Consider the following 21,159-nt stretch of genomic DNA (forward strand, 5'->3'; position numbering starts at 1 on the left):
CGGGACGCCGCCGTACGTTGTACGGTAGACGTACGACTCCCGGGAGGCCACCGTGACCGCCATGGACCACACCGCCGACACCCACCGCACCACCGACACGGGCCGCAGCTCCGAACTGGACCGCACCGTCGTCATCGAACCCGACGGCTTCGACCCCGGCGCCGAGTTCGACCGGCAGGTCACCAACCTCGTCCGCCTCGGCTACCCGGCCCTCGCCGGCTGGACCGTCGACCGGTTCACCGAGCTGGTCACGCCGCTGCGGGCCGCCGCCGTGGCCGGCGCAGCCGAACTGCCCCCACCCACCGAGGCGCGGGTGCCGTTCCTACTCGTGGTCACCCGCGACCTCGCGCCCGTGCCGGACCGCCTCGCGCTGACCACCCTCGCCGGCAAGCGCAGGCCCGGCTTCCTCGACAAGAACTTTCCCCTGGCGGACCTGCCGAGGTTCGAGCCGGTCAAGGATCTGGTGCTGCCGGCCGGGCCGGCGTACCTGCTCTTCGACGTCGACCGGGGGGAGGAGTTCCGCAACGTGACGCCGGCCGCCGCCGTGGACGCGATGGCCACCCGGGACCGGCTGCCGATCACCATCGACGAGGGGATCGCCCTCGTCACGCAGTTCCCGGCCGCGCTGGCGAGCAACCGGTGCTTCTCGCTGGTCGGGTCCCGCTGCGGCGACCGGCGGGTGCCGGCGCTGTGGATCAGCCAGGGTGCGCCGAAGCTGGGCTGGTGTTGGCACGGCAACCCGCACACCTGGCTCGGCTCCGCCTCCGCCCGCCCCGAACGGATCGGCCTGGACTGAGCCGAAGGACCACCGGCCCCGTTCGTCCACAGCGATCCTTGCCCGCGTTGTCCACCGGGTTATCCACAACCTGTGGAGAGTTCTCCACAGGTTGTTCACAACGCGCCCCACCGATCTCCACGGCCCCTGCCTACAGTCACTTGCCATGAGGGAACGCAGGGTGCTGGTGGTCGAGGACGAGCGGACGATCGCCGAGTCGGTCGCCACCCGGCTGCGGGCCGAGGGCTTCACGGTGGAGATCGCCGGGGACGGGCCCACCGCCGTGGACCGGTTCCGGACGTGGCGGCCCGATCTCGTCGTCCTCGACGTCATGCTGCCGGGCTACGACGGCCTGGAGGTGTGCCGGCGGATCCAGGGCGACCGGCCGGTGCCCGTCCTCATGCTGACCGCCCGCGACGACGAGACCGACCTGCTCGTGGGGCTGGCCGTCGGGGCGGACGACTACCTCACCAAGCCGTTCTCGATGCGGGAGTTGGCCGCCCGGGTGCACGTGCTGCTGCGCCGGGTCGAGCGGGCGGCTGCCGCCGGACCCGCGACGCTGACGGTCGGCGACGTCGAGATCAACCAGGCCGAGCGCCGGGTGCTGCGCAACGGCACCGAGGTGCACCTGACCCCCACCGAGTTCGACCTGCTGGTGCACCTCGCCGGCCGGCCGCGCGCGGTGCTGCCCCGGGAGCAGCTGCTCGCCGACGTGTGGGGTTGGGCGGAGGGCGGCGGCACCCGGACGGTCGACAGCCACGTGAAGGCACTGCGCCGCAAGCTCGGCGCGGACCTGATCCGCACCGTGCACGGCGTCGGCTACGCGCTGGAGACACAGTCGTGACCGAGCGCCTCGTGACGTGGCTGAACCGGGTGCTGCCCCGGCCCCTCGACCCGGTCCGCTCGATCAAGGTGAAGTTGGGCGTCCTGCTGGTCACCTCGGGCGCCGCCGGCCTGTCCTACTTCTGGTACGCCATCGGCTGGCTGCCCCCGATGACCTCGGCGACGGCGATCGGCCTGGCCCTGTTCACCTCGCAGGTGCTCGCGCACGGGATGACCTCCCCGCTGCGGGAGATGACGGTGGCCGCCGGGGCGATGGCCCGGGGCGACTACTCCCGGCGGGTCCGGGCCACCTCCCGCGACGAGGTCGGCGAGCTGGCCCACGCGTTCAACAAGATGGCCGCCGACCTCGCTGCGGCCGACCAGCGCCGGCGGGAGCTGATCGCGAACGTCTCGCACGAGCTGCGTACGCCGATCACCGCGCTGCGGGGGGTGCTGGAGAACCTGGTCGACGGCGTCGCCCCGACCGAACCGGCCGCGCTGCGCACCGCGCTGGCCCAGACCGAGCGGCTCAGTCACCTCGTCGCCGACCTGCTCGACCTGTCCCGGCTGGACGCCGGGGTGGTGCCGCTGCGCCGGACGCAGATCGACGTCGCCGACTTCCTCGACGAGGCCGTGGAACACGCGGCCGCGACCGCCGCCGGGGTCGGGCGGGACGTCCGCTTCCGGCTCGACCCGCTGCCGGCCCCGCTGACTGTGTACGCGGACCCGGCGCGGTTGCACCAGGTCTTCGCCAACCTGCTGGACAACGCCGCCCAGCACAGCCCGACGGGCGGAACGGTGCTGGTCAGCGCGGAGGAGCGGGACGGCCACCTGCACTTCGAGGTCACCGACGAGGGCGAGGGCATCCCGGTCGCCGAGCGCTCGCGGGTGTTCGAGCGGTTCACCCGGGGCGACCGGTCGCAGGGCGGCGGGACCGGGCTGGGCCTGGCGATCGCGCGCTGGGTGGTGGAGCTGCACGGCGGCGCCATCGCCGTCCTGGATCCCGACCCGCCCCACCCGGGCGCCCACCCCGGCTGCCGCATCCGGGTGTCCCTCCCCCACCCCGCGCACCCCTGACCCTGCTCTCTTCCCCCTCCTTCCTCTCCCCTCGGCGTCGATCAAGGAGTTGTGGTGCCCGACATGAGCGACAAATCATCAGACATACCTCAGCAGGAGTCCATGGTCGACGGGAAAGCGGCGGCCGGAACCGGGCAGCAGGTCGCGGTGGCGGGCGGCGGGGGGCAGGTCGCCCCCGGGACGCCGCAGCCAGGGGTGCCGCCGCAGCCAGGAGTACGGCCCCAGACAGGAGCGCCGCCGCAGGTAGGAGCGCCGCCCCAGACCGGGGTGCGGCCCCGGCCGCCGTCCTTTCTCGAACGGCGGTGGCCCGGGCCGAACGGACCGGCTCGGCCCGTGGTGCTCGGCGCGGTGGCCGTGGCCGCCGGGGTGGCGGCGTTCTTCGTCCCCTTCGACCGACCCGGGCTCGGCTGGCTGGTGGCGGTGCTCGCCGCGACCGCCGCGCTCGTCACGGCCGCCACGGGACGCCGGGACCCCGCACCGGACGGCTCGACGTCCGGTCCACCGCCCGGCACGATGGTCCTTCCGGAGGCGACTGCCGGCACCGACGTCTCCCCCGAGACGACCGCCCGACCCGGGGCGGCTGCCGGGTCCGCCGGCCGTCCCGACGCCACGGGGGCGCCGGGGCGGGCGGCGGATCAGGCACCGGACCGGGCGGAAGGCCGGGCACCGAGGCTGGCACCGGACCGGCTGGTCTGGGCCGCCGCCACCATCGCGCTCGTCTCGGTCGGGTACGTCCGGGCGGCCGGCTGGCTCTTCGTGCTCTGCCTGCTCGCCGCCGTGGTCACCGGCGTCCTCGCCGTGGTCGGTGGCCGGACGCCGCTGGGCATGCTCACGGCCGCCTGGCTCACCCCGGCGGCCCCGTTCCGGGCGCTCCCCTGGGCGGGACGCGGGCTGCCCCGGTCCGGCCCCGGCGGGTCGACGGTCGGGCGCGGCCTCGCCACCGTCGCCGCCTCGGTGGCGCTGCTGCTCGTCTTCGGCCTGCTCTTCTCCTCGGCCGACGCGGTCTTCGCCGACCTGGTGACGGGCCTGCTGCCCGAGGTGTCGGTGGGCGCGACGATCGGCTGGCTGTTCCGCTGCGCGCTGATCGGCGGTGGCCTGCTCGGCGCGGCGTACCTGCTGGCTGCGCCCGCCGACCTGGACGGGCTGCGGGTCGCCCCGGCCCAGCCGGTGCGCCGACTGGAGTGGGTGGTGCCGCTGGCCCTGCTCGACGCGCTGTTCGCCGCGTTCGTACTGGTGCAGCTCACCGTGCTGTTCGGCGGCTCCGCCCACGTGCTGCGCACCGCCGGCCTCAGCTACGCCCAGTACGGCCGCGGCGGCTTCTGGCAGTTGCTGGCGGTCGCCGCCCTCACCCTGCTGGTGATCGCCGGGGCCACCCGTTGGGCACCCCGGACCACCCGAGCCGACCGGCTCCTGTTCCGGCTCCTGCTCGGCACGCTCACCGCGCTCAGCCTGGTCGTGGTCGTCTCGGCGCTGCACCGGATGCAGGTGTACGCCGACGCGTACGGGGCGACCCGGCTGCGGCTGGCGGTGGCCGCCGTCGAGCTGTGGCTCGGGGTGCTGTTCCTCCTGGTCGGCGTGGCCGTGGTGCGCCTGCGGGCCAACTGGCTGCCGCCGCTGGTGGTGGGTACGGCGGTGCTAGCCCTGCTCGGGCTGGCGGCCGTCAACCCGGACCGGCTGATCGCCGAGCGCAACGTCGACCGGTACCGGCTGACCGGAATGATCGACGTGCAGTACGCCTCCCGGCTCTCCGCCGACGCGGTGCCGGCGCTGGACCGGCTGCCCGAGCCGCTGCGCTCCTGCGCGCTGTGGAACATCGCCCTCGATCTGCCGGTCGACCAGGTCCGGACGGCCAACCTGGGCCGGGCGGCGGCCCGTGACCTGCTGGACCTGTCGCCGCTCGGGGCGACGGCCCTGAGCTGCCCCACCCTTTCGCCGCAGGTGAGGTGGGGCCCGTGACGCGGACGGCCCGATGAACGGCGGTCCCGCGCGGCGGACGGCCACCGCACGGACGCCCTTGACAATCCGGCCGATCGGGCGAGACTGCCGGGGTGGCCGCACCTGACGATCCCGTACCGCCACCCCGGGCCCCGGGCCCGGCCGGGTCACTGGTCACCCCGACCCGGATGCCGGTGCCCCCGACCGAGACTTCGACCCGGATGCCGGTGCCCCCGAACGGGACCTCGGGCCGGATGCCGGTGCCCCCGACCGAGACCTCGGGCCGGACGCCGGTCGCGCCGGGCCGGACCCGGGTCGTGCTGGCCGAGGTGTCCCGCCGGGAGCCCGACGCGGACCGGGCCCGGGCCGAGCTGGCCCAGCAGACCCGGGTGGGGGAGGCCCTGGTCCGGGGGCTGGTCCGGGCCCAGCTCGCGTTGGCGCTGCGGCTGAGCCTGGTGGTGCTGATCGGGCTGGGCGGCCTGCCCTGGCTGTTCGCCATCGCGCCGGCGGTCGGCCGGGTCACCGTGTTCGGGGTGAACCTGCCCTGGCTGCTGCTGGGGGTGGCGTCCTTCCCGTTCCTGATCGCGGTCGGCTGGGCGTACGTGCGGCTGGCGGAGCGCAACGAGCAGGACTTCACCGACCTCGTCCAGCGGCCGGAGCGCTGAGATGGGCAACGGGTACGTCGTCCCGGCGATCGTCGCGGTGACCCTGGTCACCGTCGGGATCGGCTTCTACGGGCTGCGGCTGGCCCGCACCACCTCCGACTTCCTGGTCGCCTCCCGCTCGGTCAGCCCGACCTGGAACGCCGCCGCGATCGGCGGGGAGTACCTGTCGGCGGCGAGCTTCCTCGGCGTGGCCGGGCTGATCCTCAAGTACGGCGTGGACGTGCTCTGGTACCCGGTCGGCTTCGCCGCCGGCTATCTTGCGCTGCTGCTGTTCGTGGCCGCGCCGCTGCGCCGGTCCGGCGCGTTCACCCTGCCGGACTTCTGCGAGCTGCGGCTCGGCTCGCGCCGGCTGCGCACCCTGGCCACCGTGTTCGTGATCTTCATCGGCTGGTTGTACCTGGTGCCGCAGCTCCAGGGGGCGGGGCTGACCCTGGCCACGCTGACCGGAGCGGCGTACCCGGTCGGGGCGGTGCTGGTGGCGGTGGTGGTCACCGCGAACGTCGCGCTGGGCGGGATGCGGGCGATCACCTTCGTCCAGGCGTTCCAGTACTGGCTGAAGCTCACCGCGCTCGCCGTACCCGCGATCTTCCTGGTGTTGCAGTGGCAGGCCGACGCCCGCCCGGCGGTGACCCCGCCCGACGGGCCGGCGTTCCGGACCGCGACCACCGTCGTGGTCGAGCACCGGGCGACCCTCACCTTCCCCGACGGCGACGCCCGGGAGGTACGCCCCGGCGACCGTCTCGACTTCGCGGCCGGCGACCCGGTGCCGCAGGTCTCCGGCACGGCCACCGAAGCCGCCGACTGGCTGCTGCCGGACACCGCCGGGGACGACGACCGGGGGCTGTTCGCCACGTACTCGCTGATCCTGGCCACGTTCCTGGGCACCATGGGGCTGCCGCACGTGCTCGTCCGGTTCTACACCAACCCGGACGGGGCGGCGGCCCGACGCACGACCCTGGTGGTGCTGGCCCTGGTGGGCGCGTTCTACCTGCTGCCCACCCTGTACGGGGTGCTGGGCCGGATCTACACCCCGCAACTGTTGGTCACCGGGCAGACCGACGCGGTGGTGGTGCTGCTGCCCGGGGCGGCGCTCGGGGACGGCACGACCGGCCGGCTGCTCGCCGCGCTGGTCGCCGCCGGGGCGTTCGCCGCGTTCCTGTCCACCTCGTCCGGGCTGCTCACCAGCGTGGCCGGGGTGATCTCCACGGACGTGCTGGGGCGCGGCTCGGTACGCGGTTTCCGGCTGGCCACGGTGATCGCGGGCGGGGTGCCGACGGTGCTCGCGCTGAACGTCTCGGGGCTGGACGTCTCCCAGGTGGTGGGGCTGGCCTTCGCGGTCGCCGCATCCAGCTTCTGCCCGCTGCTGGTGCTGGGCATCTGGTGGCGCGGCCTGACCGACGTGGGCGCCGCCGCCGGGGTGCTGGTGGGCGGCGGCGCGGCCGTCGGGGCGGTGCTGCTGACGGTGCTCGGGCCGCCGCTGTCCGGCTGGCCGGCCACGCTCACCACGCAGCCGGCCGCCTGGACCGTCCCGCTCGCCTTCACGGTCATGGTCGCGGTGTCGACGGCGACCCGCCGCCGGCTCCCCGCCGACGTCGCCGGCACCATGCTCCGCCTGCACTCCCCTGAGGCGCTCCGCGCCGAGGGAAGGTCCACCTCCTGACGCCCGCCGGGCGTGTTTTCCCTGGACGGCCCGGTCAGCCGTGCGCCGGACCCGCCTCCTGCCGAAGGAGGAGGCCAGGCTCGTCCCGTGGCGGGAGCGATCCCTCGTCCCGGCCGGATACCGTCGGACCATGACTGATGAGCACCCCGCACTCGCGCTGCGTGGCCTCGCCAAGCGGTTCGACGGCAAGGTGGCGGTGGCCGGCGTCGACCTCGACGTCCCGGCCGGCTCGTTCTACGGGCTGCTCGGCCCGAACGGCGCCGGCAAGACCACCACCCTGTCCATGGCCGTCGGGCTGCTCCGCCCGGACGCGGGCGCGGCGTGGGTGCTCGGGCACGACGTGTGGGCCGACCCGGTCCGGGCCAAGCAGCTCCTCGGCGTGATGCCGGACGGCGTGCGGCTGTTCGACCGGCTCAGCGGGGCGGAGCTGCTGGCATACCACGGTCTGCTGCGCGGCATGGACCCGGCGGTGGTCGACCAGCGGGCGGCGGAGCTGCTCGACGTGCTCGCCCTCGGCGACGCCAACCGGACCCTGGTGGTGGACTACTCCGCCGGCATGAAGAAGAAGATCGGCCTCGCCTGCGCGCTGCTGCACGGGCCCCGGCTGCTGGTGCTCGACGAGCCGTTCGAGGCGGTCGACCCGGTGTCCGCGGCGCTGATCCGGGACATCCTGCACCGGTACGTCGTCGGTGGCGGGACGGTGGTCTTCTCCAGTCACGTGATGGAGGTCGTGGAGCGGCTCTGCTCACACGTGGCGATCCTCGCCGAGGGGACGATCAAACAGGTCGGCACCCTCTCCGAGGTGCGCGGCGACCGCTCGCTGGAAGACGTGTTCGTCGAGGTGGTCGGCGGGCGCACCGCGACGGGCGAGGAGCTGGCGTGGCTGTCGCGGTGACCACGCCCGCCGAGCGGGCCCGACCGGTCTCGGCCCGGCACTTCGTGCGGCTCAAGCTGCGGGTGATGGGCAACAACTTCCGCGGCCAGGGCTGGCGGATCGCCATGTTCGTGGGCGGGGTGGTCGCGGGGCTCTGGTTCGCCGCCACCGGGTTCTTCCTGCTGGCCGCCCCCGGGCTGGCCGGCGAGCCGAAGTACGCGCTGATGGTCGCCGCGTTCGGCGGTGGCCTGCTGGTGCTCGGCTGGCTGCTGCTGCCGTTGGTCTTCTTCGGCGTGGACGAGACGCTCGACCCGGCCCGGTTCGCCCTGCTGCCGCTGACCCGGCGCACCCTGGTCACCGGGCTGCTCGCCGCCGCGCTGGTCAGCGTCCCGACGGTGGCGGTGCTGATCGCGACCCTCGGGCTGGTGCTCACCGCCGGCATGCTGGGCGGGTGGGCGGCGGCGCTGGTCGCGGCCGTCGGGGTGGCCGCCGGGCTGATCCTCTGCGTCGCCGCGAGCCGGGCGGTGACCAGCGCGTTCGCCACGATGCTGCGCTCGCGGAGGGTACGTGACCTGGCGGCCGTGCTGCTCGCGGTGCTCGCCGCGCTGCTGGGCCCGTTGCAGCTCGTGGTGCTGGCCGCCGTGCGGCAGGCCGACTGGGACCGGCTGGCGGGGGTGGCCCGCGTCGTCGGCTGGACCCCGTTCGGCGCCCCGTGGACGGTTGGCATCGACGTGGCCGAGGGACGGGCGTGGGCGGCCCCGCTGAAGCTGCTGATCACGGCGGCGGCCATCGGGGCGTTGCTGTGGTGGTGGTCCCGGTCGCTGGAGTCGGCGATGGTGGGGGCGGCCGGCGGGGGCACGGCGAAGGCCCGCCGCGGCCCGGTCGGCGGCGCGGTGGCGCAGCTCTTCCCCCGGGCTCTCGGCTGGGCCCGGCGGGACCGGTTCGGCGCGCTGGTCGCGCGGGAGTGCCGCTACTGGTGGCGGGACGCCCGGCGGCGGGCCAACCTGATCACGATCGCGGTGATCGGGATCTTCGTGCCGGTGATGGTCAACTTCGGCGGGACGAGCTTCTCGGCGGAGAGCGGGATGGAGTTCGCCGCCCCGGACTCCTCACCGGTGCTGGCCAGCCTCTCGGTGATCTTCGTCGGGGTGCTCGCCTCGGTCACCCTGGCCAACCAGTTCGGCTTCGACGGCAGCGCGTACGCGGCGAACGTCGTCGCCGGGGTGCCGGGCCGGCTGGAGCTGCGCGCCCGGGCGGCGGCGTTCTCGGTGTACGTGCTGCCGATCCTGGCCGTGGTCGCGGTCGTCCTGGCGGTGGTGCTGGGCCGGCCGGCGTGGCTGGGCCTGCTGGCCGGCACCCTGCTCGCCTCGTACGGGGTGGGGCTGGCGATCAACGCGCTCATCTCGGTGCTCGGGGCGTACTCGCTGCCGGAGACGAGCAACCCGTTCGCGATGAACAGCGGGGCCGGGCTGGCGAAGGGCCTCCTCACCGTGGTGTCGATGATCGGGTCGGCGGTCGCCGCGGTGCCGATGGTGGTCGCGGCGGCGCTGCTCGGCGACGCCTGGCTCTGGCTGGCCCTGCCGCTGGGCCTCGCGTACGGCCTGGGTGCGGCGCTGCTCGGGACGTACCTGGCCGGGGACCTGCTCGACCGGCGGGCCCCGGAGCTGCTGACGGCCGTCACCCCGCGCCGCTGACGACCCGGCCCCGCCCGGCGGTGACCGTCAGCGGCGGCGCGGGTGTGCGGCGGCGCGGGCACGCGGGTCAGCGGCGGCGCAGAAACGCGTAGAGGAACTGGTTGCGGCTGAGGTCGGTGACGTTGACCAGTTCCCACCCGAACTGGGCCAGGTACTCGACGCCCTCCATCAGCCGGGTGACGCCGCTGTTCGTCATGCCGGGGCGGGCGAGCAGGGCGAGGTGCCGGTGGGGGTAGGCCCGCAGGTCCACCTCGTTGCGGGCCAGGGCATCGACGTCGAGGACGCGGGTCTGGGCGAGCTTCTGCGGCGTAACTGGGGCCATGCCGGCACGATAGGGCCCCCGCGCACCCGCTGCCAGCCGTCCTCCTGGTGGGGTTGGCGGGCGGCGGCACAATGGGCCGATGCCTGTCGTCGAGTCGGTGATCACCGTTCCGGTGCCGCCCGAGCTGGCCTTCGCGGTGTCGCAGACCGTCGCGCCGGTGCGCTACCGCTGGGACCCGTTCGTCCGGGAGCAGCACTTCACCGGCGGGGCCACCCGCCCCGGCAAAGGCGTGCGCACGTTCACCCGGTCCCGCCACGGCCTGGTCATGGTCAGCGAGTACGTCTCCTTCGCGCCGCCGAGCCACGTCGGGATGAAGATGGTCCGGGGCCCGTGGTTCTTCGAGATGTTCGCGGGCGGCTGGCGGTTCGCGCCCGGCCCGGAGCCGGGCACGGCGATCGCCACCTGGCGGTACAGCTTCCGTTGCCGGCCGGCGTTCCTGCGCCCGGTCGCCGACCGGGTCGGGGTGTGGCTGCTGGGCCGGGACATCCGCCGCCGGATCGCCGGGTACGCCGCCGGCTGCACCGACCCGGAGGTGCTGGCCGCCGCCCGCCGCACCCTCACCACCGATGAGTGATGCTTCCTTGATCGTCTGTCGAAAAACGACAAGAACACGGCGTGCCGTTCTCCGTTACGTGCAAACGATCATGAACGCCCGGACCTGCCCCACACCAGCACCACCCGGCCGGGCTGTCCGCCACCTCGACGCCCGAGCGGCCTGCACGAGTGGTTCCTGGGCTGGGCGCGCGCCCGGGGCGGCACAATGTTTCACGTGAATCATCAGCCGGGTGCCGAGATCCACCACACCGACCCGTTCGCCGTGCCCTCCGGACAGAAGTCTCCGGCCCGTCGCCTGCGGGGCCGCCTCGCGGCTCCGGTGACCCTCTGGACCGCGCCCGGGCCGGCCGGCCTGACGGTGTCGTCCACGCTGGTCGCCGAGGGCGAGCCGGACCGGCTGCTCGGCCTGGTCGACCCGGAGTCGGACCTGTGGGCGGCGGTCGAGGAGGCGGGACGGTTCGCGGTCGCGCCGCTGGGCCCGGCGCACCGGCAGCTCGCCGACCGGTTCGCCGGCCTGTTCCCGTCGCCGGGCGGTCTCTTCGCCACCGACGGCTGGGCCGACACCGAGTACGGACCGGTCCCCGCCGACGCCGGGGGCTGGACCGGCTGCCGGCTCGACACCGCCCGCGAGTACGGCTGGGCGCTGCTGGTCGAGGCCACCATCGAGGCCGTCACCCTCACCGAGGAGACCGTCCCCCTCCTGCACTACCGGGGCCGGTACCACGAGCTGACCTGAGCGGGGTCGACCACCGACCGCCGGTCACCGGAGTGACGTGGGTCACTCAGCGCAGGCAGGCGACCGTTCGGCGCAGTGGTCGACCGGGGTCGATCCACGTCTTCCCAGGTGAGGAGCGCGGTTCCTACCGTGCGCGAAACTCCCCACGCCTGTGAAGGTGGTGATCCACAGATGTCCACGGACACACCCGCGCCGGATGCGCCGTCGCCGGCCGCGCCGGAGACGGCGTCCTCGGCCGCGCCCGCCGCTGACCGGTACCTCGCCATGCAACGGTCGGACGAGTTCGTCGGGTTGCGTCGCGCGCTGCGCGGCTTCGTCTTCCCGATGACCGTCGCGTTCTTCCTGTGGTACGCGCTCTACGTGATCCTGTCCGCGTACGCGCGGGACTTCATGGGCACGCGGCTGTTCGGCAGCAACATCAACGTGGCCCTGGTCTTCGGGCTGCTCCAGTTCGTCTCGACGTTCCTCATCGCCTGGCTGTACTCGCGGTTCGCCGACCGGCGGCTCGACCCGGTGGCCGACCGGATCCGCGCCGAAATGGGGGAGGTGACCCATGAACACGGTCCTCGCGGCTGAGGCGGGCGGCGGCACCGCCCGCAACCTGACCATCACACTCTTCCTGGTCTTCGTGGCGATCACCCTCGCCATCACCGTCTGGGCGAGCCGGCAGACCAAGACGGCCACCGACTTCTACGCCGGCGGCCGGTCCTTCTCCGGCTTCCAGAACGGCATGGCGATCGGCGGCGACTACATGTCGGCGGCGTCCTTCCTCGGCATCGCCGGCATCATCGCCCTCTACGGGTACGACGGCTTTCTGTACTCGATCGGTTTCCTGGTCGCCTGGCTGGTGGCGCTGCTGCTCGTCGCCGAACTGCTGCGCAACTCCGGCCGGTACACGATGGCGGACGTGCTGGCGTTCCGGATGCGCCAGCGCCCGGTACGCACGGCGGCGGCGGTCTCCACGATCACCGTGTCGATCTTCTACCTGTTGGCCCAGATGGTCGGCGCGGGCGCGCTGGTGGCGCTGCTGCTCGGCATCCGGCCCGGCACCACGTTCCTCGGCATGGACGCCGACACCGCCAAGATCGCCACGATCATCATGGTCGGCGCCCTGATGATCATCTACGTCACCGTGGGCGGCATGAAGGGCACCACGTACGTCCAGATCGTCAAGGCGTTCCTGCTGATGACCGGCGCGCTGGTGATGACCCTGCTGGTGCTGGCGAAGTACAACTTCAACCTGTCGGAGCTGCTCGGCGACGCCGCCGCGTCCTCCGGCAAGGGCAGCGCCTTCCTGGAACCGGGCCTGCGGTACGGCGTCGAGGTGGCCGGCAACGCGACGCAGACGTTCTACAACAAGGTCGACCTGCTCTCGCTCGGCATCGCGCTGGTGCTCGGCACGGCCGGCCTGCCGCACATCCTGATCCGCTTCTACACCGTCCCGACCGCCAAGACGGCCCGCAAGAGCGTGCTCTGGGCGATCGGCATCATCGGCGCGTTCTACCTGCTCACCCTCGCCCTGGGCTTCGGCGCGGCGGCGCTGGTCGGCGGCAAGGACATCGTCGCGCAGGACAAGGCCGGCAACACCGCCGCGCCACAGCTCGCCGAGGCACTGGGTAAGGAATTCTTCGGCGGGGACCTCGGCGGGGCGACCCTGCTGGCGATCATCGCGGCGGTCGCCTTCGCCACCATCCTGGCGGTGGTCGCCGGGCTCACCCTGGCCTCGTCGTCGAGCCTCGCGCACGACTTCTACGCCAACGTGGTCAAGAAGGGGCAGGCGTCGGAGCGCCAAGAGGTCCGGGTCGCCCGACTCTCGGCCCTGGTCATCGGCGCGGTGTCGATCGCCCTGTCGATCTACGCGCAGAGCCTGAACGTGGCGTTCCTGGTGGCGCTGGCGTTCGCGGTGGCCGCCTCGGGCAACCTCCCGGCGATCCTCTACAGCCTGTTCTGGAGGCGGTTCAACACCTCCGGCGCGGTCTGGTCGATCTACGGCGGCCTGCTCGCCGCAGTGGTGCTGGTGTTCTTCTCGCCGGTGGTCTCCGGGGCGCCGACCTCGATGTTCCCGGACCACGACTGGCACTGGTTCCCGCTGTCCAACCCGGGCATCCTTTCCATCCCGTTCGGCTTCCTCTGCGGCTGGATCGGCACGATCGTGTCGAAGGAGCACGACGAGGAGAAGTACGCGGAACTGGAGGTGCGCTCGCTCACCGGCGCCGGCGCGCACTGAGTCGATCCGCTCGGCACCGCACCGGCCGAGCTGTCGAGGGGCCCCCGCCGCGCCCGAGGCATTGGCAGGGGGCCCCTCCTCACCTCTGTAGGCTGACCGTATGAAGGTTGCTCCGCGCTTCGGCCCCGGTCACCGTGTCCTCGTCACCGGCGGTGCCGGCTTCGTGCCGTCACACCTGGTGGACTCCCTCGTCGCCCGCGGCTGCACAGTGGTGGTGCTGGACAACTTCGTCACCGGCTCCAAGGACAACGTCGCCCACCTGCTGGAGAAACCGACCTTCACGCTGGTCGAGGCGGACATCTCCGACGGCCTGCCGAACCACCACCCGGCCCTGGCCGAGCGGTTCGACGCGATCCTGCACATGGCCTCCCCGGCCAGCCCCACGGACTTCGCCACCCTGCCGGTGGAGATCCTCCGGGTCGGCTCGGTGGGCACCCTGCACCTGCTGGACCGCGCGGTCGCCGACGGAGCCCGGTTCCTGATGGCCTCCACCTCCGAGGCGTACGGGGACCCGAAGGAGCACCCGCAGCGCGAGACGTACTGGGGCAACGTCAACCCGATCGGCGTGCGCAGCGTCTACGACGAGGCGAAGCGGTTCTCCGAGGCGGCCACGATGGCGTACCACCGGTACCGGGGGCTGGACGCCGCGATCGTGCGGATCTTCAACACGTACGGCCCGCGGATGCGGCCGGACGACGGCCGGGCCATCCCGACGTTCATCTCGCAGGCGCTGCGCGGCGAGCCGATCACGGTGCACGGCACGGGCAACCAGACCCGGTCGATCTGCTACGTCGAGGACCTGGTGCGCGGCATCCTGCTGCTGCTCGACTCGACCGAGACCGGCCCGGTCAACTGCGGCACCGAGCACGAGCTGACCATGCGGCAACTCGCCGAGTTGATCGTGTCGCTCTCCGGAAGCGCGTCACAGGTGACGTACGTCACCCGCGCCGCCGACGACCCGGAGATGCGCCGGCCGGACCTCACCCTCGCCCGTGAACTGCTCGGATACGAGCCCTCGGTGGCGCCCGAGGACGGCCTCCGACGCACCATCGACTACTTCCGCGAGCGGCTAGGGTAACCGCCCGACGGGCCACGCCCCGCCGGGCGACCTGCGCTTCGGCGCGGCACTCGACGGGGCTACGTACCCTCGGGGACATGTCAGCGACCACTCCCGCCGGCGTCCCGCTACCGCACCTGAGTCGCAGCGCCGGACGAGCCTCGGTCCCCGGCCCCGGCCAGGGCTCCCCGGGACGCGCCCGCGTGTCCGACGCCCAGTCGTACCCCCCGCCCGGCGACCGGTCACCGGGCGGCGACTCCGGCGGGCCCGGCGGGCCGAGGCGGCCGGGCGGACAGCGGCCGGGCGGACAGGGGCCGCGCCCCCGGTGGCGCCGGATCGGCCTGGTGGCCGGCGTGGCGGTGCTGGTGCTCGCGCTGCTCGGCGGGGCGGGCGCCTGGCTCTACACCAGCAACCTCAACGACGACCTGGCCCGCACCGACCCGTTCTCCGAGCTGACGGGCGGTCGCCCGGCCAAGGCGGTGAACGGCGCGCTGAACATCCTGCTGGTCGGCAGCGACTCGCGGGACCCGGACGCCCCGGTGGACCAGCAGAGCCAGTGGCGGGCGGACACGATCATCGTCATGCACATCCCGGCCGACCACAAGTCCGCCTACCTGGTCTCCATCCCCCGCGACCTGTACGTGCCGATCCCCGAGAACGCCCAGTCGGAGTGCGGCTCGGGTCAGCGGGCGAAGATCAACGCGGCGTTCGCGTTCGGCGGTCTGCCGCTGGCCGTGAAGACGGTGGAGTGCTTCACCGACGTGCGGATCGACCACGTGCTGGCGATCGACTTCGCCGGCTTCAAGCAGGTCACCGACGCCCTCGGCGGGGTCGACCTGAAGGTGGAGCGGTCGGTCACGTCGATCCACAAGCCGTTCCGGAAGTTCACCAAGGGCACCATGCACATGACCGGCGCCGAGGCGCTGGACTGGATCCGGCAGCGTAAGCAGTTCCCCGACGGCGACTTCGCGCGGATGCGCCACCAGCAGGAGTTCCTGAAGGCGCTGATGGACAAGGCGGCCAGCACGGGGACGCTGACCAATCCGAAGAAGTTGAACGCCTTCCTCCAGTCGGTGACCGACGCCGTCACGGTGGATGAGGGGTTCTCGCTGGTCGACATGGCATTGCAGTTCCGCAGCCTGCGCGGGGAGAACCTGATCTTCGTCACCAGCCCGAACTCGGGCAGCGACACGATCAACGGGGAGTCGGTGGTGGTCTCCGACCGGGAGAAGGCCCTGGGGATGTACAAGGCCATGACGGCGGACACGATGGCCGACTGGGTGAAGACCAACCAGCCGGCCGGCGGCACTGGTAACGGGAACTGACGCACGGCACCCGTTACTTCGACGGACGTCATCGCCGGTCGGCGGCAGAACCTCCATCCCGGGGATCGAACCGCCGACCGGTCGCATCGACCTGGACGTTCGGGCAATTCCCGCGAGTGACGACCGGGAGAACAGCAAATAATCACGTGACTAACTCGCCTTGACGGGAAGCGGTACGTACAGTGGTCCCGCCCCCGCCCCCCGAAAACGCGAGCTGGAGCACGCATGCCGGTTCAAGCCAGCCGTCGCCCCCCGTCGCTGGAGCCCGTCGGCGCAGCCGCACGGGTCACGTCGCCCCGCCGCGGCAGCAAGCGCCCCAGCCGCGGCCCCGCCAAGAAGCGGGCCCGCCGCAAGGACCCCCTCTGGGCGCGTCTCACCGTGATCTTCGGCGCGGTGCTGATGCTGGCCAGCGGGGTCGCCATCGTGGGCAGCAAGGCGCTGATCAGCCAGGCCACCGGCAACATCGCTGAGGGCAACCTGCTCGGCGACGCCGGCAAGTCCGACGCCGAGGGCGGCGCAAGCCTGAACGGCCCGATCGACATGCTGCTGCTCGGCGTGGACGCCCGGGAGCGCTGGGCCGCCGACAATGTCCGGGCGGACAGCATCATCGTGCTGCACATCCCCGCCTCGCACGACCAGGCGTACCTGATCTCGATTCCGCGGGACACCGACGTGCAGATCCCGGCGTCCAAGAAGAGTGGCTTCGAGGGCGGCAACGACAAGATCAACGCGGCGTTCCAGGCCGGCGCCCGGAACGGGGGCGGCTGGGAGGGGGGTGCCCAGCTCATGGCTAACACGATCAAGAAGATGACCGGGGTCAGCTTCGACGGCGCGGGGATCATCAACTTCGGCGGCTTCAAGAAGATCATCGACACCCTCGGCACCGTGCGGATCTGCGTCTCCCAAGAGGTCAAGTCGCTACACATGTCGTACGTCGACGGCAAGCCGATGTGGAACGCGGACGCCAAGAAGACCGGCAAGCCGATGACCCAGGTGGTGCACAAGAAGGGCTGCCGGGAGATGGAGGGCTGGGCGGCGTTGGACTACTCCCGGCAGCGCAAGGGCCTGGACGGCGGCGACTACGACCGCCAGCAGAACCAGCAGCAGCTGATCAAGGCGATGGCGAAGAAGGCTACCGAGAACGGCACGCTGACCAACCCGGTGAAGCTCAACGCGCTGATGAAGGCGGCCGGCGGGGCCCTCGTGCTGGACACCGGCGGGGTGCCGATAATCGACATGATCTTCACGATGCGCGGGGTCACCGGCAACGACCTGACGATGCTGCGCACCAACGGCGGGAAGTTCCACCCCACCGCCGACGGCTCGAAGGAGACGCTCAGCCCGCAGACCCTGGAGATGTTCCAGGCGATCAAGAACGACAAGCTCGCCGAGTTCGTGTACGCCAACCCGGGCGTGCTCTCCACCCGCAAGTAGCCGTCCGGCCCGCAGGTAGCCGTCCCACCTGCGGGTAAGCCGTCCGAACTGCGCGAAAGCCGCCCGTCGGCCCGGCCACCCCCATAGCCTGACGTGAGAGGGTTTCACGTTCGGCTGTGGGGGGCGTCACGACCAGGTCAGGGGAAGCCGGGCGGGGGCGGCGCGGGCCGGCCCGTCGGCGCGTACCCCGGTGGAGCCGGGTGCTCCTCGGGGCCGGCCTGGCCCTCACCCTGCTGGCCGCCGCCGCGGTGGCCGGGCTCAAGATCCTGAGCCACCGGTACGAGCGCACGGTGACCCGGGAGCAACTGCTCGACCCGGATGCCCGGCGGGACCGGACCGACCTCGACGACGCGCTGAACTATCTGCTGGTCGGCTCGGACCGGCGGCCCGGCGCCACGGGGGACGACCAGCGGTCGGACACCGTCCTCGTGGTGCACGTGCCGGCCGGCACGAAACGGGCGTACCTGATCTCCATTCCGCGCGACCTGCGGGTGGCCATCCCGCCCGCGCCCAACGGTTGGGGCGGCGGCAGCGACAAGATCAACGCCGCGTACGAGCACGGCGGCGGCGGCGAAGCCGGGGTCCGGCTGCTCTCGGTCACCCTCACCCGGCTCACCGGCCTGCGCTTCGACGGGGCCGCGCTGATCGACTTCGCCGGGCTGCGGCAGGTCATCGACCTGCTCGGCGGGATCCGGATGTGCGTCGACACCGAGGTCCGCTCGATCCACACCAGGACCCTGTTCCCTGTCGGCTGCCAGCAGATGGACGGCGCCCGGGCGCTGGACTACGTCCGCCAGCGGTACGACCTGCCCGGCGGCGACTACGACCGGCAGCGCCACCAGCAGCAACTCCTGCGGGCGATGCTGGACCGGGCCGGCGAGACGAACCTGCGGCGCGACCCGGTGCGGCTGGACCGGCTCATCCGGGCGGTCGGCGCGTCGCTGACCGTCGACACCAACGGGGTGCCCCTGGAGGAGTTGGTGCTCACCCTGCGGGACCTGCCCCCGGAAGCGCTGACCGGCGTGCAGGTCCCCTCCCACCCCGAGACCATCGACGAGGTCTCCTACGTGGTGCTCGACGGCGGGGGGAACGGCCTTTTCGACGCCGCCCGCGGCGAGCGGATGCCCGACTGGGCCCAGGCCAACCCCCGATGGATCACCCGGCTCTGACCGCGTCACGGGCCGGGTCGCATCTCTTCCGCACGTCGCCCGCCGGTTCGGTCCGGCGAGGATCTAGGCTTGGTGACCGTGTTCGGACCCCAGGTTCCCACCGTGCCCGTGACCGAGATCGCCGACGACATCTACCTGCTCGACGTACGCGAGGACGACGAGTGGACAGCCGGGCACGCGCCCGACGCCCACCACCTGCCGATGACGCAGCTGCAGGCCCGCCTGGCCGAGCTTCCGACCGATCGCGAGGTGGCGGTGATCTGCCGCTCCGGCGGCCGGTCGGCGCAGGTGGTGGCCTACCTCATGAACAACGGCTGGGACCAGGTGCGCAACGCCGACGGCGGGATGCGCCAGTGGGCCGCCGTCGGGCGACCCGTGGTCGATGCGGACGGGCGGCCGGGCCAGGTCATCTGAGAGCGACGGGCATGGATCCCCTCGTCTTCGCCCACCGTGGCTCCTCGGCCGACCTGCCGGAGCACACCCTCGCCGCGTACCTGCGGGCCCTCGACGAGGGTGCCGACGGGTTGGAGTGCGACGTCCGGCTGACCCGGGACGGCCACCTGGTCTGCGTACACGACCGGCGGCTGGACCGGACCAGCAACGGCACCGGCCTGGTCAGCGCCCGCACGCTCGCCGAGTTGGAGGCGCTGGACTTCGGCTCCTGGCACCCGGGCTGCGCCCCGTCGGACGGCGACGAGCCTCCCGACGAGTCGCACACCCGGCTGCTCACCCTGGAACGGCTGCTGGACGCCGTGCTGGACGCCGGCCGGCCGGTCCGGCTGCTGATCGAGACAAAGCACCCCTCCCGGTACGGCCGGGACGTCGAGCGCCGCCTGGTGGCCCTGCTGCGCCGGTACGGCCTGGCTGAGCCCGGGGCGGACAGCCCGGTCCGGGTCACCGTGATGTCCTTCTCCCCGCTCGCCGTACGCCGCGTCCACGATTTGGCCCCCGGCCTGCCCACCGTGCTGCTGCTGGACGTGCTGCCGCGCTGGCTGCCACCCGGCCGGGTGCCGGCCGGCACCCGGATCGCCGGGCCAGGGATCGGGCTGGTGCGGTCCCGCCCTCGGCTGTTGACCACGCTGCGGGCCGCCGGCAACCAGGTGTACGTCTGGACGGTCAACGAGCCGGCCGACCTGGAGCTGGTGCTCGACGCCGGAGTCGACGGGATCATCACCGACCGGCCGGCCCACGCGCTGGCCCGGCTGGGCCGATGAGTCCCCGGGGCGGGATGACCCGCTGGCTCAGCGGCGCGGCGCGGACACCTGAACAGCCAGGGGTGCCGATGGCAGGGTCAGCGCGGCACACTCGGGGCATGCCGGAGCGCACCGACCTCGCCACTCTCATCGCCGGCCATGGCAGGGTGATCGAAATGATCAACTCTGGGGAGGCCGGGCTGCCGGTCCTGCACCGGCTGCTCCAGTTGGTGCGGCCGGCCGTCGGGGCGGCCAGCACAGCGTTCGTGGAGTTCGCGCCCAAGGGCGGCCGGGTGATCGCCGCGACCGAGGGCGCCGAGTGGGCCGTCGGCCGCCCGGTGTCGCCCACCGACCCCGCCACCGTCTGCCTGCTCTCCGGCGCCCGCGTCCGCGACATCCGGGTGGACCGGATCCCCGGCCCGGTCGGCCAGGAGCTTGTCGACCGGGGGCTGCGCCGGATGGTGGTCGCGCGGGCCGAGATCGGCGGGCTCACCGTCGGCACCCTGCACGCCTTCTACCTCGACCACGACGAGTCGACGGCCGCCGGGCAACACGAGGTGATGGCGTACATCGCCGCCTGCATCGCCCACATGTACGGCGACCAGACCGGCCTGCCGGTGCACGGCGACGGCCCGGTGGTGGCGGCGCTGGCCGACGGGCTGGCCGTGGTCGACCGGGGCGGCCACGTCCGGCTGTGGAACCCGGCCGCCGCCGAGGTGACCGGCCTCTCGGCCGCCGAGGCGCTGAACCGTCCGCTGCCGTTCCCGCTCCCCCCGTCCGGTCAGGTCCTCGACCACCGGCTGCCGGACGGCCGCTGGCTGAAGATCACCTCGGGGGAGCTGCCCGGCCCGGGCGCGCTGTGGGTGGTCACCTTCCGGGACATCACCGACCAGCAGCTACGCGACCAGGACCGGGACCTCTTCGTCGCGGTCACCAGCCACGAGCTGCGCACCCCGGTCACCGTCATCAAGGGGTACGCGGACACCCTCACCGACCACTGGGACTCGCTGACCGACATCGACCGGCGGCACGCCGCCCGGGTCATCGGGCAGCGGGCCAACGAACTGGCCCGGCTGGTCGACCGGCTGCTCACCTCCGCCACCGAGGGACGCCCCGGTGAGTCGTTGGCCCCGTTCGACCTCGGCGACGCGCTCCCGTCGGCGGTGGCGGACCTGCCCGCCGACCTGCGCCGCCGGATCGTGCTGGACGTGCCGGCCGGCCTGCCGAGGGCGGTCGGCGAGCGGCAGAGCCTGACCACGGTGCTGACCGAGCTGTGCACCAACGCCGACAAGTACTCCCCGCCCGACTCCCCGATCGAGATCGCCGCCACCGGCAACGACCAGACCGTGTCGTTCCGGGTCAGCGACCGGGGCATCGGCATTCGGCCGGAGCATGTGGAGCGGGCCTTCGACCGGTTCTGGCAGGGCGAGTCCGGCGACCGCCGGGGCTACCCGGGCGCCGGGCTCGGCCTGTACCTCGTCCGCCGGATCGTCGAGCAACAGAATGGATGGGTATCCCTCCGGCCGAGGGCAGGTGGCGGTACGGTCGCAGAGGTGCGGCTGCCGCGCGTGAGCGCGGCCGGGCCGCCGCCCGAGAGGCGTGAAGGAGCGCGGTGACCTCAGGGCCGGTCCAGCGGTCG

General features: G+C 72.9%; 20 protein-coding genes. 19 read left to right on the plus strand and 1 reads right to left on the minus strand.

Annotated elements, in window-relative coordinates; translation table 11 throughout:
• The first annotated feature begins 61 nt into the window (after positions 1 to 61).
• The 8 genes from ACQPZO_RS30435 to ACQPZO_RS30470 all read left to right on the plus strand — a co-directional run bounded on the left by ACQPZO_RS30435 (position 62) and on the right by ACQPZO_RS30470 (position 9,502).
• Complete coding sequence (locus ACQPZO_RS30435; protein WP_433351361.1) at positions 62 to 796, plus strand: DUF5701 family protein; 735 nt, start codon at positions 62 to 64, stop codon at positions 794 to 796.
• A 145-nt stretch (positions 797 to 941) separates the two neighbouring features.
• Positions 942 to 1,619, plus strand: a complete 678-nt coding sequence (locus ACQPZO_RS30440; protein ID WP_433345654.1) for a response regulator transcription factor — start codon at positions 942 to 944, stop codon at positions 1,617 to 1,619.
• Positions 1,616 to 2,674, plus strand: coding sequence for an ATP-binding protein (locus ACQPZO_RS30445; RefSeq protein WP_433345656.1), 1,059 nt, complete (start codon positions 1,616 to 1,618; stop codon positions 2,672 to 2,674). Before ACQPZO_RS30440 ends, ACQPZO_RS30445 begins: the two co-directional genes overlap by 4 nt.
• Positions 2,675 to 3,007: 333 nt before the next feature.
• Positions 3,008 to 4,630: a DUF4153 domain-containing protein gene (locus ACQPZO_RS30450; RefSeq protein ID WP_433345658.1), complete on the plus strand. Its 1,623-nt coding sequence runs from the start codon at positions 3,008 to 3,010 to the stop codon at positions 4,628 to 4,630.
• A 233-nt stretch (positions 4,631 to 4,863) separates the two neighbouring features.
• Positions 4,864 to 5,274 carry a hypothetical protein gene (locus tag ACQPZO_RS30455; protein WP_433351363.1) on the plus strand — a complete coding sequence of 137 codons (411 nt, stop codon included), beginning with the start codon at positions 4,864 to 4,866 and terminating at the stop codon, positions 5,272 to 5,274.
• Between the two features lies 1 nt (position 5,275).
• Positions 5,276 to 6,934 (plus strand): cation acetate symporter, encoded by a 1,659-nt coding sequence (locus ACQPZO_RS30460; protein ID WP_433345660.1) that lies wholly within the window; start codon positions 5,276 to 5,278, stop codon positions 6,932 to 6,934.
• A 130-nt stretch (positions 6,935 to 7,064) separates the two neighbouring features.
• Positions 7,065 to 7,829 (plus strand): ABC transporter ATP-binding protein, encoded by a 765-nt coding sequence (locus ACQPZO_RS30465; protein WP_433345662.1) that lies wholly within the window; start codon positions 7,065 to 7,067, stop codon positions 7,827 to 7,829.
• Positions 7,814 to 9,502 (plus strand): ABC transporter permease, encoded by a 1,689-nt coding sequence (locus ACQPZO_RS30470; RefSeq protein WP_433345664.1) that lies wholly within the window; start codon positions 7,814 to 7,816, stop codon positions 9,500 to 9,502. Before ACQPZO_RS30465 ends, ACQPZO_RS30470 begins: the two co-directional genes overlap by 16 nt.
• Before the next feature lie 67 nt (positions 9,503 to 9,569).
• Here the strand turns inward: ACQPZO_RS30470 and ACQPZO_RS30475 are convergent, their stop codons facing one another.
• Entirely contained in the window at positions 9,570 to 9,824 is a 255-nt protein-coding gene (locus tag ACQPZO_RS30475) for a hypothetical protein (RefSeq protein ID WP_433345667.1), read from the minus strand.
• 79 nt (positions 9,825 to 9,903) lie between these two features.
• On the opposite strand from ACQPZO_RS30475, the gene ACQPZO_RS30480 reads away from it, so the two are divergent.
• From ACQPZO_RS30480 to ACQPZO_RS30530, 11 genes are all read left to right on the plus strand, one after another.
• Entirely contained in the window at positions 9,904 to 10,398 is a 495-nt protein-coding gene (locus ACQPZO_RS30480; protein WP_433345669.1) for an SRPBCC family protein, read from the plus strand.
• Positions 10,399 to 10,482: 84 nt separating this feature from the next.
• Positions 10,483 to 11,115 carry a flavin reductase family protein gene (locus ACQPZO_RS30485; protein WP_433351365.1) on the plus strand — a complete coding sequence of 211 codons (633 nt, stop codon included), beginning with the start codon at positions 10,483 to 10,485 and terminating at the stop codon, positions 11,113 to 11,115.
• Positions 11,116 to 11,286: 171 nt separating this feature from the next.
• Positions 11,287 to 11,691, plus strand: a complete 405-nt coding sequence (locus ACQPZO_RS30490) for a DUF485 domain-containing protein (protein WP_433345671.1) — start codon at positions 11,287 to 11,289, stop codon at positions 11,689 to 11,691.
• Positions 11,669 to 13,342, plus strand: coding sequence for a solute symporter family protein (locus tag ACQPZO_RS30495; RefSeq protein WP_433345673.1), 1,674 nt, complete (start codon positions 11,669 to 11,671; stop codon positions 13,340 to 13,342). Before ACQPZO_RS30490 ends, ACQPZO_RS30495 begins: the two co-directional genes overlap by 23 nt.
• A 100-nt stretch (positions 13,343 to 13,442) precedes the next feature.
• The gene (locus ACQPZO_RS30500; protein WP_433345675.1) at positions 13,443 to 14,420 is read left to right on the plus strand and encodes an NAD-dependent epimerase/dehydratase family protein; all 978 of its coding nucleotides are present in this window, start codon (positions 13,443 to 13,445) and stop codon (positions 14,418 to 14,420) included.
• A gap of 77 nt (positions 14,421 to 14,497) precedes the next feature.
• Positions 14,498 to 15,724: an LCP family protein gene (locus ACQPZO_RS30505; RefSeq protein ID WP_433345677.1), complete on the plus strand. Its 1,227-nt coding sequence runs from the start codon at positions 14,498 to 14,500 to the stop codon at positions 15,722 to 15,724.
• A gap of 225 nt (positions 15,725 to 15,949) precedes the next feature.
• Positions 15,950 to 17,158 carry an LCP family protein gene (locus tag ACQPZO_RS30510; RefSeq protein WP_433345678.1) on the plus strand — a complete coding sequence of 403 codons (1,209 nt, stop codon included), beginning with the start codon at positions 15,950 to 15,952 and terminating at the stop codon, positions 17,156 to 17,158.
• 230 nt (positions 17,159 to 17,388) lie between these two features.
• On the plus strand, positions 17,389 to 18,327 hold the full coding sequence (locus tag ACQPZO_RS30515) for an LCP family protein (RefSeq protein WP_433351367.1): 939 nt from the start codon (positions 17,389 to 17,391) through the stop codon (positions 18,325 to 18,327).
• 78 nt (positions 18,328 to 18,405) lie between these two features.
• Positions 18,406 to 18,741, plus strand: a complete 336-nt coding sequence (locus ACQPZO_RS30520) for a rhodanese-like domain-containing protein (protein ID WP_433345680.1) — start codon at positions 18,406 to 18,408, stop codon at positions 18,739 to 18,741.
• Positions 18,742 to 18,752: 11 nt separating this feature from the next.
• Positions 18,753 to 19,541 carry a glycerophosphodiester phosphodiesterase gene (locus tag ACQPZO_RS30525; protein WP_433345682.1) on the plus strand — a complete coding sequence of 263 codons (789 nt, stop codon included), beginning with the start codon at positions 18,753 to 18,755 and terminating at the stop codon, positions 19,539 to 19,541.
• 98 nt (positions 19,542 to 19,639) lie between these two features.
• Positions 19,640 to 21,136: a PAS domain-containing sensor histidine kinase gene (locus tag ACQPZO_RS30530; RefSeq protein WP_433345685.1), complete on the plus strand. Its 1,497-nt coding sequence runs from the start codon at positions 19,640 to 19,642 to the stop codon at positions 21,134 to 21,136.
• Positions 21,137 to 21,159 lie beyond the last annotated feature (23 nt).

Origin of the sequence: Micromonospora sp. CA-111912, from assembly GCF_050948415.1 — a bacterium.
Lineage (GTDB): Bacteria > Actinomycetota > Actinomycetes > Mycobacteriales > Micromonosporaceae > Micromonospora.

Excerpts from the sequence above, each read along its gene's own strand:
- ACQPZO_RS30435 (WP_433351361.1), top strand. The coding sequence starts at position 62 with ATGGACCACACCGCCGACACCCACCGCACCACCGACACGGGCCGCAGC.
- ACQPZO_RS30440 (WP_433345654.1), top strand. The coding sequence starts at position 942 with ATGAGGGAACGCAGGGTGCTGGTGGTCGAGGACGAGCGGACGATCGCC.
- ACQPZO_RS30455 (WP_433351363.1), top strand. The coding sequence starts at position 4,864 with ATGCCGGTGCCCCCGACCGAGACCTCGGGCCGGACGCCGGTCGCGCCG.
- ACQPZO_RS30460 (WP_433345660.1), top strand. The coding sequence starts at position 5,276 with ATGGGCAACGGGTACGTCGTCCCGGCGATCGTCGCGGTGACCCTGGTC.
- ACQPZO_RS30465 (WP_433345662.1), top strand. The coding sequence starts at position 7,065 with ATGACTGATGAGCACCCCGCACTCGCGCTGCGTGGCCTCGCCAAGCGG.
- ACQPZO_RS30475 (WP_433345667.1), bottom strand. The coding sequence starts at position 9,824 with ATGGCCCCAGTTACGCCGCAGAAGCTCGCCCAGACCCGCGTCCTCGAC.
- ACQPZO_RS30480 (WP_433345669.1), top strand. The coding sequence starts at position 9,904 with ATGCCTGTCGTCGAGTCGGTGATCACCGTTCCGGTGCCGCCCGAGCTG.
- ACQPZO_RS30490 (WP_433345671.1), top strand. The coding sequence starts at position 11,287 with ATGTCCACGGACACACCCGCGCCGGATGCGCCGTCGCCGGCCGCGCCG.
- ACQPZO_RS30495 (WP_433345673.1), top strand. The coding sequence starts at position 11,669 with ATGAACACGGTCCTCGCGGCTGAGGCGGGCGGCGGCACCGCCCGCAAC.
- ACQPZO_RS30500 (WP_433345675.1), top strand. The coding sequence starts at position 13,443 with ATGAAGGTTGCTCCGCGCTTCGGCCCCGGTCACCGTGTCCTCGTCACC.
- ACQPZO_RS30505 (WP_433345677.1), top strand. The coding sequence starts at position 14,498 with ATGTCAGCGACCACTCCCGCCGGCGTCCCGCTACCGCACCTGAGTCGC.
- ACQPZO_RS30510 (WP_433345678.1), top strand. The coding sequence starts at position 15,950 with ATGCCGGTTCAAGCCAGCCGTCGCCCCCCGTCGCTGGAGCCCGTCGGC.
- ACQPZO_RS30525 (WP_433345682.1), top strand. The coding sequence starts at position 18,753 with ATGGATCCCCTCGTCTTCGCCCACCGTGGCTCCTCGGCCGACCTGCCG.
- ACQPZO_RS30530 (WP_433345685.1), top strand. The coding sequence starts at position 19,640 with ATGCCGGAGCGCACCGACCTCGCCACTCTCATCGCCGGCCATGGCAGG.